At 67.3% G+C, this 12046-nt stretch carries 14 protein-coding genes and 1 pseudogene; 5 read left to right on the top strand and 10 right to left on the bottom strand.

Annotated features, from left to right (window positions below):
• Positions 1-47: 47 nt before the first annotated feature.
• From ACZ9CK_RS02080 to ACZ9CK_RS02070, 3 genes are all read right to left on the bottom strand, one after another.
• A complete protein-coding gene (locus ACZ9CK_RS02080; RefSeq protein WP_476049094.1) occupies positions 48-740 on the bottom strand; it encodes an SRPBCC family protein in 693 nt (230 codons plus the stop codon).
• Positions 733-1410 (bottom strand): ArsR/SmtB family transcription factor, encoded by a 678-nt coding sequence (locus ACZ9CK_RS02075; RefSeq protein WP_426302122.1) that lies wholly within the window; start codon positions 1408-1410, stop codon positions 733-735. The genes ACZ9CK_RS02080 and ACZ9CK_RS02075 overlap by 8 nt, the downstream gene beginning before the upstream one ends.
• 87 nt (positions 1411-1497) lie before the next feature.
• On the bottom strand, positions 1498-1932 hold the full coding sequence (locus ACZ9CK_RS02070) for a VOC family protein (RefSeq protein ID WP_476049093.1): 435 nt from the start codon (positions 1930-1932) through the stop codon (positions 1498-1500).
• A 74-nt stretch (positions 1933-2006) separates the two neighbouring features.
• Here ACZ9CK_RS02070 and ACZ9CK_RS02065 point away from each other — a divergent pair, with 74 nt between their 5' ends.
• The 4 genes from ACZ9CK_RS02065 to ACZ9CK_RS02050 all read left to right on the top strand — a co-directional run bounded on the left by ACZ9CK_RS02065 (position 2007) and on the right by ACZ9CK_RS02050 (position 4707).
• Complete coding sequence (locus ACZ9CK_RS02065; protein ID WP_476050840.1) at positions 2007-2936, top strand: RluA family pseudouridine synthase; 930 nt, start codon at positions 2007-2009, stop codon at positions 2934-2936.
• Positions 2937-2954: 18 nt separating this feature from the next.
• On the top strand, positions 2955-3470 hold the full coding sequence (locus ACZ9CK_RS02060; protein WP_476049092.1) for a GNAT family N-acetyltransferase: 516 nt from the start codon (positions 2955-2957) through the stop codon (positions 3468-3470).
• A 106-nt stretch (positions 3471-3576) separates the two neighbouring features.
• The gene (locus ACZ9CK_RS02055) at positions 3577-4251 is read left to right on the top strand and encodes a hypothetical protein (RefSeq protein WP_476049091.1); all 675 of its coding nucleotides are present in this window, start codon (positions 3577-3579) and stop codon (positions 4249-4251) included.
• Between the two features lie 15 nt (positions 4252-4266).
• On the top strand, positions 4267-4707 hold the full coding sequence (locus ACZ9CK_RS02050; RefSeq protein WP_476049090.1) for an SRPBCC family protein: 441 nt from the start codon (positions 4267-4269) through the stop codon (positions 4705-4707).
• A gap of 4 nt (positions 4708-4711) precedes the next feature.
• On the opposite strand, the gene ACZ9CK_RS02045 is transcribed toward ACZ9CK_RS02050, so the two are convergent.
• From ACZ9CK_RS02045 to ACZ9CK_RS02035, 3 genes and pseudogenes are all read right to left on the bottom strand, one after another.
• Positions 4712-5143 carry an ester cyclase gene (locus ACZ9CK_RS02045; protein WP_426302117.1) on the bottom strand — a complete coding sequence of 144 codons (432 nt, stop codon included), beginning with the start codon at positions 5141-5143 and terminating at the stop codon, positions 4712-4714.
• A 104-nt stretch (positions 5144-5247) separates the two neighbouring features.
• A pseudogene (locus ACZ9CK_RS02040) lies at positions 5248-5727 on the bottom strand (class I SAM-dependent methyltransferase); the annotation flags it as partial.
• Positions 5728-5751: 24 nt separating this feature from the next.
• Positions 5752-6276, bottom strand: coding sequence for an O-acetyl-ADP-ribose deacetylase (locus tag ACZ9CK_RS02035; RefSeq protein ID WP_426302115.1), 525 nt, complete (start codon positions 6274-6276; stop codon positions 5752-5754).
• A gap of 126 nt (positions 6277-6402) precedes the next feature.
• Between ACZ9CK_RS02035 and ACZ9CK_RS02030 the strand changes: the two genes are divergently transcribed.
• Positions 6403-7053 (top strand): DedA family protein, encoded by a 651-nt coding sequence (locus ACZ9CK_RS02030; protein ID WP_426302114.1) that lies wholly within the window; start codon positions 6403-6405, stop codon positions 7051-7053.
• Positions 7054-7133: 80 nt separating this feature from the next.
• Here the strand turns inward: ACZ9CK_RS02030 and ACZ9CK_RS02025 are convergent, their stop codons facing one another.
• The 4 genes from ACZ9CK_RS02025 to ACZ9CK_RS02010 form a co-directional block, all read right to left on the bottom strand.
• On the bottom strand, positions 7134-8264 hold the full coding sequence (locus tag ACZ9CK_RS02025; protein WP_476049089.1) for an alanine racemase: 1131 nt from the start codon (positions 8262-8264) through the stop codon (positions 7134-7136).
• 20 nt (positions 8265-8284) lie between these two features.
• A complete protein-coding gene (locus tag ACZ9CK_RS02020) occupies positions 8285-8590 on the bottom strand; it encodes a hypothetical protein (protein ID WP_426302112.1) in 306 nt (101 codons plus the stop codon).
• Positions 8591-8695: 105 nt separating this feature from the next.
• Positions 8696-11494: a phosphoenolpyruvate carboxylase gene (gene ppc / locus ACZ9CK_RS02015; protein WP_426302111.1), complete on the bottom strand. Its 2799-nt coding sequence runs from the start codon at positions 11492-11494 to the stop codon at positions 8696-8698.
• A gap of 125 nt (positions 11495-11619) precedes the next feature.
• Entirely contained in the window at positions 11620-11937 is a 318-nt protein-coding gene (locus tag ACZ9CK_RS02010; protein ID WP_476049088.1) for a hypothetical protein, read from the bottom strand.
• Between the last annotated feature and the right edge of the window lie 109 nt (positions 11938-12046).

The following is a 12046-nucleotide window of genomic DNA, read 5'->3' as shown; positions in this document are numbered from 1 at the left end:
CTTTTCGACGCGTCAAAGGACGTAGAGCTGGCCCCGCATTCTGGAGCCTAGGCGTACACCTTCTCCAGGAACGCGCCCCAGGCCTTGGCTGTGGCCTCGGAGTCGCCCCTTCCGCTGAAGTCGTGGACGGTCATGCCCACAGTGGCGCCGAAGTTGTTGCGGCCGAAGAAGCGGTACAGGGTGTCGGAAGTGCGCAGGCCCAGGAAGTGCTCGTTGGAGAAGTCGAGTTCACCGCTCAGCGTGCCCACGCCGTCCACCTCCACCTCCACAGGGGAACCCTGTGCCACGCCCTCGACTCCGAGGGCCTTCTTGAGCCGCTCGAAGCCGTCCGGGGTCTGCGAGGCCTCGGGGGCCTGGATGTCCGTGAAGACCATGGGCTTGCCGTCGAAGTGCTGCAGGTACTGGCCAAGGGTGTGCAGGTAGAAGGCGGTGTGCTTGCTGGCGCCGTCGTACTGCTCATCCCAGTTGGCCTCGAAAATCCCGCTGTGCACGTAGTGGAGCTTGGCCCGGCCGCCGTCCAGCGGTTCGATGACGTGCTCGAGCTGGTTGAACCAGCCATCGGGCCCCTCCATGCGGTCCACCAGGTGGCTCGGGTACTCCTCCACGGTCTTGACGGAGGGCCACTGGTCCGTGGGGAACATCCAAGCGGCGGTGCCGTTGGTCACGGCCTCCCAGACCCGCTCAGGAGTGCCGGGGATTTCGCCGTCGAAGACGATTTCAAATTCGCGCTTGTCAGTCATTGCCTTGGTCCTTTTCCTTGAGTTCCGTGCTTTCTTTGGGTGCCTTCAGTGCGGGGTGGAGTACGACGACGAGGCGGTGCTTGCGCCCGCCGGCTGCGGTTCCGCCGGCCGCACCGCCGTCGTGGGCACCGCCGCTTGAGGCGCCGCTTCCGCGGTCGTGGTACTTGTCCACAAGCCGGGTCACCGCAACGCCGAGCTCCTCGGCGAAGGCGGCGCGGTCCGCGGCCGTGCGGAAGGTGATTTCGCCGTCGATCGCGAAGCTCGCCAGCTTCTTCTTGGCCGCCGCGGCGCCTGCGATGAGCTTGCCCATCTCCTGGACCGTGCGGCCTGCGAGCGCCAGCAGCCAGAACGCAGAGAAGCGGTCCGCGAAGCGCCGGGGGTCCGGCGCCACCGAGGCCAGGGCGACCGGCGAGATCAGGTAGGAGGCCGCCGTCGCGCGCAAAATGCGTTCGGTGACGTTGCCTTTCTTCCTCTCCTCCACAAGTTCCACCAGGCCGTGGCTTTCGAGGGCCTTGAGGTGGTAGTTGACCTTCTGCCGGGGCAGTCCCACCTTGGCGGCGAGCTGCGTGGCCGAGGCGGGCTCGGCGAGCTCCTGGAGGATGCGGGTGCGGATCGGATCCAGTGACGCTTCCGCGGCGGCAGGGTCCTCGATCACTTCGATGTCCAACATGCGTCCATCATGCCAACCGACAACTTTTTTTGTCAAGAATTTTTTTACCGTCGGTGGTGGGTGTGCCGGTTCACACGGCCTTCCGGCTCACAGCGCCTGCGCGACCTCGACGAGCAGGCCCTCCGGCCCGCGGATGTACGCCAGGCGGTAGATGTCCTCATAGTTCACGAGTTCCCGGACCAGCCCGTAGCCGGCATCGCGCGCCCTGGCGACAACGGCGTCGACGTCGTCAACCTGATAGCAGACGTGGCTGAAGCCGAAGGAGTTCACCGGCCGGGCCATCTCCCCCACCGGTTCCGGTGAGATGAACCGGCTGAGCTCCAGCTTGGTGCCGCCCTCGCCTGGAGGACTCATCATCGCCATGTCCACGCGGGTCCCGTCCAGGCCGTTGACCCGGTCCGCCCAGGCCCCGCCGACCTCCGAACGCCCCTCCATCTCGAAGCCCAGCGCCTCAAAGAACGCTATGGCCCGGTCGAGGTCCTGCACGGTGACGCCCACGTGGTCCATTCGGAAAGCAGTCATGCGGCCAGCCTACGCGCGGGTGGACCGGCGCGGGCGGACGGGCGGAGGCGAGCCACCGGTAGAATTGACCGGTGATGCAATCCCCCCTTCCCGTGCGCGACGGCGTGAACGCCACCCGCCTGCGCCTCCCGGACGAGGGGCCGTGGGACACCGCGATGGACTACATGATGCACCGCTGGGGCCACATCGACCCGCAGGGCATCGAGGACCGCTTCGACGCCGGCGAGATCGTGGGCGAAGGCGGGATTCCCCTGGACAGGCACACGAGGCTCGAGGACCACACCTTCATCTGGTACTACCGCACGCTCCCCCAGGAGACGCCGCTGCCGGTGGAGATCAACATCCTGCACCAGGACGAGCACCTGCTGGTGGTGGACAAGCCGCACTTCCTGCCCACCACGCCGGGCGGCACCTACATCCAGGAGACCGCGCTGGTGCGGCTGCGGAACCAGCTCGGCCTGCCGGACCTCATCCCCATGCACCGCCTCGACCGGATGACCGCCGGCGTCCTGCTGCTTTCCACGAACCCGGAAACCCGCGGCAAGTACCAGGTGCTGTTCGAGAAGCGCCAAGTGCAGAAAGAGTACGAGTGCGTCTCCGCCGCGGAGCCCGCACCGGGACGTCCCGCCGTCGGTTTCCCCGCGCTGGTGCGCAACCGCATGGTGAAGTCGCGCGACTACCTGCTTGCCGAGGTGGTTGAGGGCGAGCCGAACACCGAGACGCGCATCGAGCAGCTGAGAACGTTCGACGCCGGAGCGGCTGGTCGCCGGGCGCTGTACCGTTTGGAGCCGCACACCGGAAAGACGCACCAGTTGCGCGTGCACATGGCGTCGCTGGGTCTGGGGATCGTGAACGACGCGTTCTATCCGGAGCTGCTGGACAAGGCGCCCGACGATTACTCGAAGCCGCTGCAACTGCTGGCCCGCGGCATCCGCTTCGTGGACCCGATCAGCAGGCAGCCGGTGGAGTACCGCAGCCGGTTGGAACTCAGCGAAGCGCACTGACGTCCGGAAGGATCCCCCTTGGCAATCACCCGGCTCATAACCCTGGAAGATGCCCCGGCCCTCGCAAAGGTCTTGGCCGAAAACCGGGATTTCCTGGCGCCTTGGGACCCGATCCGCGAGGACAGCTTCTTCACCGAGGAAACCCAACACAAGCTTCTGCAGCAGTCGCTTGCAAGCCACGACGCCGGCACCATGGTTCCGTTGGCGATCACCGACGCCGACGGCGGGCTGGTGGGACGGATCAACATTGGCAGCATTGTCAGGGGTGCTCTGGAGTCGGGCGGGATCGGCTACTGGGTGCGCCAGACCCACAACGGGCGCGGATTTGCGAGTGCCGCCGTCGCGGAGGTCAAGGAGATTGCTTTCCGGGAGCTTGGCCTACACCGTCTCCAAGCCGAAACGCTCCTTCACAACACCGCCTCGCAACGAGTCCTCGAGCGCAACGGCTTTGAAAGCTACGGAATGGCTCCGAGGTACCTCAAGATCGCCGGCCATTGGCAGGACCACGTGATGTTCCAGGTGCTGGCGGACTAAGCGAACAGCTGTCCCTCCCGATGAACCCTCCGCAGGAATACCATGGGACTGCTGGGGCCATTTCATCGCTTTGCGGCCAGCGCCGCACTGGATTCCAGGAGGATCCATGCAGGACCACAGCAGCGCCCAGCTCCCTGAACTTCCCGGCGACCGGACTGCGTCCGCGTTCGCCTACACCGCGTCCGCTGCCGGCGTGGCCGGCGTCGCGACCCTTGCCGCCATGTACGCGTTCGAGGTGCCGAAGGGCGGCCCCTACGTTTTCGGTACCACGAACGACGCAATCGGCGGCATCTTCAACCTCCTGGTCATCCCGGTGATCCTGCAGGTCCACCGGAGGCTGCCGGCCGGCACGGGCAACGAAAGCCTGAAATGGGTGGTCGTCGCCGCGAGCGTGGCGGGCTCGGCTAGTTCGTTCCTGCTGGTCTTCCGGGTCCTGGACTTTGTCCCGTCCACGCTCGTCACTGTCGCGGCCATGACCGTCCAGGCCGCCTGGTTCCTATTGGCCCACCGGCAACTCCTGAGGCACAAAGACTTCCCGCGGGGCCTAGCCCGGCTCGGCAGGTTCATCGGCGCGGCATTACTGATCGGCCTGCCGGTCGCAGGCCTCGGTTACGTGCTGCCCGGCCCGGACGCGCTCCGCTGGACGGTCACCGGGATCGGGGCCGCACTCGGCGCTGTCGGCTGGGTGCTGTGGCCGTACTGGTACTTCCGCGCAGGCCGAGCCCTCGGCCACGCACATGCGATCACGACGGCGGGAAGCGCCGCGCCGCAGGCCGGATGACGCAAAGGAACCCACATGGCCCACGCAGAAAACGAAGTCACGATCAACCGCACCGCAGACGACGTCTACGCTTTCCTGGCGGATGGCTTGAACAACAAACTTTGGCGTCCGGCAGTCCAGGAAGTTGCCCTCGCCGGCGGGCAGGCAGGCGCCCAGGGCGCGGTGTACTCCCAGACCTTGACCGGTCCCGGAGGCCGCCCGATCGCTGGCGACTACGAGATCACCGCAGCCCAGCCCGGCAGGCGCATTGATTTCGAGGTGACTGCCGGCCCGGCCCGTCCGAACGGATCCTTCACCTTGGAAGAGAGGGACGGGCGGACCACTGTGCGCTTCGAGCTGGATCTTGAGCCGAAAGGCCTCATGAAGCTGATGGGATCGATGATCACCAAGACCATGCAGTCGGAGGTCGGGCAACTCGACACCCTGAAGTCCGTGCTCGAAGCGGGCGGGGCCTGAACGGCTAGGCGCCGGGCATCATCCCCAGCTGGGCCATCATGCCGGCCACGTCAGGATGAGCGCTGAACGAGGTGATCTTGCCATCGCTCACGGAGACGAAATAGGTGCCGCTGCCCTTGACGGTTTTCCCCGTGGCGGGCATTTCCATGCCGCCAAACGCAAGGGGCCCGGTGTTCGTGCCGGTGAACTCGACCTCTGCGGCCACCGCGTCCTCGGTCACCACGCGATTGATGCTGCGGATATGCATGTCAGGGAACGCGGTGAACCACGATTCCATGTAGTGCCGCACCTGGTCCGTCGAATGAAGGGCCTCGGGCAGTGTCACGTCCGACAGCGTGAAATCGTCGGCGAACATGCCGGCGAAGTCATCGGGCTTGTGCTGGTCCCAGGCTGCCAGGCCCTGGTCGTCCAGCTTCCGGACGTCTTCGATCAACATCACGTACCTCCCTAAACTCGGCCCCGACAGGGAGAGCCGGGACCCTGTTTTTTGATCTTAGGACGGAGGTGTGACGCCGACAACGACGTACGGAAACTCCTGAATTACCGGGCAGTTCCGCCCTGTCGGCCGAGCCGCCGGGCAACGATCGCCGCGTGCGGCCGGTGCCCTGGATCGGTTCGCGAATGGCTCTCGACAACGGAAAACCCGGAAGCCTCAAGGAGGGCGCCAACTCTCTCCACGGGCCAGGAGTATGCGTCCGTCACCGCGTGGGGGAAGCGACGCAGCTCCTCCGATTCGAAGAAGCCAAGGAGCAGCCCGCCGCCGGGAGCAATAGCACGGGCGAACTCCAGCAGCACCGGAGCCAGGTCCTCCGGAGCGAAGTGGATCAGGGAATACCAGGCGAGCACACCGGCCAAATGGCCGTCCCCAACCCCGAGGCTGCGCAGCGATCCGACACCGAACGGCACCGAAGGAAACCGGGCACGGGCGTGCGCGATGAAGTCAGGCACGAGGTCAATCCCCGAAACCTCGGCTCCATTGTCCGCCATGAAGCCCGACCATTGTCCGGGACCGCACCCTGCATCAAGGACCGGCGTCCGCTCCGCTCACCCTTCCCGGACGCGCCGGAATGCCTCCACCATCCCGGGGCTGAACAGCACGAACTCCACCAGTTCCACCCCGCTGTCCGGACGCGAGGCAGCGAAGCCGCTGACGGCGTCGAACGCTGTTTCGGCAACCTGGCGCGCATCCCAGCCGTACACGCCGGCACTCACCGCGGGGAACGCCACCGAACGCGCGCCCAGGGATTCGGCGAGCTCCAAGCTCTCCCGGAAGCAGGATGCGAGCAGCGCGGGGTCGGTCTGCCCGGCGTGCCGGTTCGGGCCCACGGTGTGGATGACCCAGCGGGCGGAGAGCCGGAACCCGGAGGTCGCGACGGCGGCACCCACCGGCAGTCCGTCCGGCAGTTCCGTCCGCCGGAGTTCCCTGCATGCCTCCAGGAGTTCGGGCCCTGCGGCCCTGTGGATGGCGCCGTCCACTCCCCCGCCGCCAAGCAAGGAGGAGTTTGCGGCGTTGACGATCGCATCCACCGCGCGCGTCGTGATGTCGCCCTGCACCAGTTCAATCCGCATGTCCTCAGTCTCCCACTCTCTCCCCCCGCGCGAACCGGCAGCAGATGATCCCAAGCGGCAAATTTATGGGCAACAGCTGCCAGTTTGTGCGGCACCGCCACCCCCGGAGTGCGGTAATTTGTGCGCATGGACTTGAGCACGGCCGAGGGCTGGGGAGGGGCGATCTACCTGTGGATCATCCCCCTGGTCCTTGGCGACGCCGTGTTCCCTCCCGTGCCGTCGGAAATGGCAGTGATCACCGGTGGGGCACTGGCCGCCGAAGGCACCGTGAACCCGTGGCTGGTCGGCCTCGTGGCGGCGGCGGCCTCGTGGCTGGGCGACATCGTGGTGTTCCAGCTGTTCAAGCGGCGCCTCAGCCATGTGCTGGACCGCTGGAAATGGGGCCGCCGGGTGCACCGCGGCATCCATGAAGCCATCGCCAAGGCCGGCCGTTCCTCCACCTACGGCGCGATCATCGGCGCCCGCTTCATCCCGGGAGGACGGCTCGCGACGTCGGCCGCCGCCGGGATTGCCGACGTCTCCGCCCGTGGTTTCAGCCTTTGCGCCGCGCTCGGTGGGCTGCTGTGGGCGTCCTGGCAGACCGGGCTCGGCTATTTCGCCGGTTCCACCACGAAGCTGCCGTTCTGGGCGAGCTCACTGATCGGAGTCGGCATGGGCCTGGTGATCGGCATCGTGGTCGGCGTGATCGTCACGCGGAAACGCGGCAACCGCTCCCCGGTGGACGAGCCGCTGGACATGCTCCAGGAACCCAGCCAGGACGATCCGGAGGCCCTGTGAAAGCGCCCGCCGAAATAAAGAAAACCGGCCCAAATTTCGTCCGGTAACCCACGGTTTGGCGGGTACCTTGCCGCAGGCTCCTAGAAGGCCGGCTTCCAGACCTCGACGCCGTCCGGTCCCACCGCGATGACTTCGCGCCAGCGGTCGAACACCGAGCAGGGGTGCGAGATGCCGAGGTCCACGATGTCTCCGACCTCGAAGCCAGCTGCGTCGTCGACGATCGCGTGGTGGTCGAACAGCTTGGTGAGCGTAGCGGCCGGAAGCTCCCCGCCGGAAAGCAGCTCCCCGCCCCGGTAGTGTGCGACGATCACCGGCAGTCCGGCGTCGTACGCCAGTTCGCGCTTGCCCGCGTTCAGGATCACCCGGCCGGGCTCCGGAGCGGAGACCACCAGGGCGCGGACCACTGCGGCGGCCTCCAGGCCTGGCACCGGGGACACACCGGCGTAGGTGCCGTGGTCGTGCACCACATAGCAGCCCGAGCGCAGCACGTTAACGGCACCCTGCGGCAGGAACATCGCGGCGCGGTCCTGGAACGCGGATCCGCCCACGGTGAAGACAGGCTGTTCCACCTCGAATTCAAGCGACTCGAAGATGTCGCGGGCCAGGCGGCAATGGGAGTCGACGGCGGCCAGGTTCTCCCCGGTGCGCACGTTCGGGGCCACGCCCTCGTAAGCGCTGACGCCGGCCAGGAGCAGCCCGCCGGCCGCGGAAACCTGCGCCGCCAGCGGCCCGGCTTCCGCCGCCGTCCGGATGCCGGTGCGGCCGCCGGAGATCCCGACGTCGATGAGCACCTTGAGCGGCCGGCCCGCCCCTTCGGACCCAGCCCCGCGGAAGACCTCCGCCGCGGCGGCAACCCCGGCAGCCGAGTCCGCCAGCGCGTAAATCTCCAGCTCCGCAGTGGCGGCAAGCAGGGCACGCAGCTGCTCCAGGTGGCCGCGGAAGAGCACCTCGTTGGCGATCAGGATCCGGGTGGCGCCCCACTCGACGGCCTTCGCGCACTGGCTGGCAGTCGCTACGGTGACGCCCCAGCAGCCGGGCAGCTGCCGCCGCACGATCTCCTCGGTCATGGTGGTCTTGATGTGCGGGGCCAGCAACATGCCGTGGTCCCGGGTCCAGGCTTCCTTGATGGCGATGTTTTGCTCGATCGCGCCCACATCGAGGAGCATCTGCGGCAGGGTGTCGAGCTGGAGGGAGGCATCAAGAACGGGCATTCTTGAGATCCTATCGGACGTCAGACGGGCGCCCATTTGCCGCGGCTGCGGCGCAGCACCGTGAGGGAACCGGTCAGCGCAACGCGTTCGACGGCGTCGCGCATCATCTCGGCCGAGAGCCGGGCTTCGCTGTTCTCACCTTGGTAGTCGCGCGCCTCCACGAGGAAGCGCAGCACGATCTGCGGGACCCCGCCCACGATGCCCAGCTGGTCCGATTCCACATGGTGCCGGGTCTCCAACGCCTCGACGGCCGAAGCCATGACGGACTCAGGAGCATTCCCGGGCCGGAGCCCGGTGATCTTCAACTTGGCTTGAAAAGACGGCACCCATCAACCCTAGTGGGCACCCCCATAACGCGCGAACGTACAGTTGGAGCCCCAAAAAGGCGGAAAAAAGGGCCTCAACTGTACGTTCGCGCGAAAGAAGGGACCTTACCCGGTGTTCCGCAGCCCCGCAGCCACGCCGTTGACCGTGATGAGCATGGCGCGTTGCAGGCGTTCGTCGATCTCGGCCCCGGAGATGGAGGCTTCGCGGACCCGGCGCAGCAACTCCACCTGCAGGTAGCTGATGGGGTCGAGGTACTGGTCGCGGATTTCGAGGGAGCGCTTGAGGGTCGGCTGGGCCTCGAGCAGTTCGGTTTCGCCGGTCAGCCGCTCCACCTCGGCCACGGTGAGCTCGTATTCGGCGCGGATGGCCTTGAACAGGTGGTGCAGCTCGGCCGGGACCAGGGAGGAGACGTAGTGTCCGGCGATGTCCATGTCCGTCTTGGCCAGGGTCATCTCCACGTTCGAGATCACGGAGCGGAAGAAGTGCCAGCGGTCCATCATCTCGGCCAGTTCCGCGGAACGACCGGCTTCGCGGGCAGCCTTCAGGCCGGAACCCACGCCGAACCAGCCCGGCACGATCTGGCGGGACTGGGTCCAGCCGAACACCCACGGGATAGCCCGCAGGCCGCCCAGCCCGGCGCCGGAATCGGGGCGCTTGGACGGGCGGGAGCCGATGTTCAGCGAGCCGAGCTGCTCCACGGGCGTCGAGGCCAGGAAGTAGGCGGGCAGCTCGGGGTCGTCGATCAGGGAGCGGTAGCGCTCGAAGGCGGCATCGGAGATGGTCTCCATGACTTCGCCGTAGCGTTCGCGCTGGTCCTCGGAGGTGCGCGGGGTGCGGTGCAGCGCGGAGCCCTGCATGACGGCGGCCAGCGACAGTTCCAGGTTTTCCCGCGCCAGTTCCGGCAGGGAGTACTTGTCCGAGATGACTTCGCCCTGTTCGGTGAACTTGATGGCGCCTTCGAGGACGCCGTTGGGCTGGGCCATGATGGCATCGTAGGTGGGTCCGCCGCCTCGGCCGACGGACCCGCCGCGGCCGTGGAACAGGCGGACGCTGACGCCGTGCTTGGCGGCGACGTCGCGCAGCTTCCGCTGGGTCTTGTGGATCTCCCACTGGCTGGTGATCACGCCGGATTCCTTGTTGGAGTCCGAGTAGCCCAGCATGATTTCCTGCACGTCCCCGCGCAGGCGCACCAGCTCCCGGTAGGACGGGTCGGAGAGCAGCTGGTCCACGATTTCGGCCGAGGCCCGCAGCTCTTCCACGGTTTCCAGCAGCGGCGCGAAGCCGATTTTCGCGTGCGGGGCGGCGCCGAAGAGGTCCACGAGGCCCGCCTCGCGGGCCAGCACGGCGGCCGCGAGCACGTCGTCGGCGCCGCGGGTCATGGAGATGATGTATGTCTCGACGACGTCCGGGCCGTAAGTCTGCAAGGCCTGGCGGATGCTGCGGAAGACGTCGTACGTGCCGTCCGCGGCGCCGTCGAGCTTGATCGGGTGGCCGGAGAGCGGGCGGCGGGACGCCAGTTCGATGCTCAGGCGCTTGAACCGCTCCTCCCGGCTGAGCTCCGCGTAGGGACCCTCGGTGCCGAGCCGGTCGATGAGCTGCCCGACGGCGTCGTGATGGTGGTCGGCATGCTCGCGGATGTCGAGGGTGGCCAGGTGGAGGCCGAAGGAGGCGAGGGTGCGGCGGGCGCGGGCCAGCGCGCCGTCGGCCACGAGCGACGCCGAATGCTTCCGGAGCGAAGTTTCCAGCAGCTCGAGCTCGCCGAGCATTTCGGCGGTGGTGGCGTAGTCGCGGCCGGGCTCGTGGTAGCTGCCGGCGGCCACGCGGCGGCCCGTGTTGATCAGCTTGGCCTTGATGCAGGTCAGCTTCAGGCGGTACGGCTCCTGGGCGTTGAGTTCCAGGACCCGCTTGTCCAGGCCGGGAAGCTTCTCAAGGTCGACGGCGATCGAGTCCAGCAGTTCCTGCTCGGCACCCACCAGCGCGGTGGAGTTGGAGAGCACGGAGATGAGCTCGTCCACCAGGGAGATGCTGAGGCGGACTGCGTGCTGGTTCTGCAGCTGCAGGATTTCGCGGGTGACGGCGGCGGTGACGTTCGGGTTGCCGTCACGGTCGCCGCCGATCCAGGACCCGAAACGCAGCGGGGCACCCTGGGCGGGCAGGCTGACGCCGTGCTCGGCGAGCAGTTCGGAGAGGTCCGTGAGCATCTCCGGCATGGCGTCGCCGAGGATGCTGTTGAGGTAGTAGATCGCGTTGCGGGCCTCGTCCACCGGCGTGGGGCGGACTTGGCGCAGTTCGTCGGTCTGCCACATCTGGTCGATGATTTCGGAGAGCTGGCGGTCCTGGCGCCGGCGGGCGGAGGTACCTTCCTCGGTGGGCTCGGCCAGCACGTCCGAGAGCTTGCGGATCTTGTCCAGCACCGAACGGCGGGAGGCTTCGGTAGGGTGCGCGGTGAAGATGGGGCGCACGTCCAGGCCGTTGACGACGTCCTGTAGCACTTCGGGGCCGGCCTCGCCGGCGATCTCGGAGACGGCCTGGGCGAGCCAGCCGTCCTTTTCCTTGCGCGTGCGCAGCCCGCGGACGCGGTGGACCTGCTCGGCGGCGTTGGCAAGGTGGAAGTAGAAAGCGAAGGCGCGGACCAGTTCGGTGGCTTCGTCCAGCGGCAGGGAGGCGAGCAGTTCGCGGACCTGGGCAACGACGTCGTGTGCGCTCCAAGGGCCCGTGGCGTCGGCACCGCCGCGGGCGGCTTCCTTGGATTCCTTGGTGAGAAGGCGGACCTGCTCCACGAGGTTCAGCAGCTCCGGGCCGTGCTGGCGGACCAGCGATTCGCCGAGGAGCGTGGAAACCCGGCGGACGTCCGCCCGCAGCTCCGCGGCAAGATCGGCGCTTGAATGTGCAGTGTCAACCATAAGAAAAGTACCTCTGGACATGGTGGTGGCCCGTACACTGCGCTGGATACTGTGAGCCGGATTACTGATTCCAGAAAATCCTACCCGCAGGCATCCGGGCCCCCGCAATGTGTCTCGGAGGGTGGTCAGGCCGGGTGGTTTCCGCCCTGCGGCGGCAGGACAATCTTCCCGCCCGCCAGATCCACGCCGTACCCGCCCGGACCTTCCGAGTAGACCTCGTGCCGTTGCTGTTTCAATTCCTCACGTGCGGCCGCCGCCTCGACGTTCGTCGGCGCGCCGGTGGCCGGATCGATCATGCCCAGCACACTCCCGAACGTGCCGGTGGCCCCCTTCGCCATGCCGCCGCGCGAGACCATCCGGGTCCCGGACCAGATGGCCGCGAGCACCACACCCACACAGACCAGCACAGTCACCAGCACAGTCACCAGCACATCAATCCCCATGCTCCCGAGCGTACGCCGGGACCCGGCGCGGCACTACGGCCTTTCCGGTCCCGGCTTGGCGGGAATGCCACCGCACAGTGCATGGTTGAAGGCAGCGACGCCGAAGACG

The sequence above is a fragment of the Arthrobacter sp. TE26545 genome, from assembly GCF_056279005.1.
The sequence above is the reverse complement of the archived record's forward strand: the minus strand, read 5'-3'. Positions and strand labels throughout refer to the sequence as shown.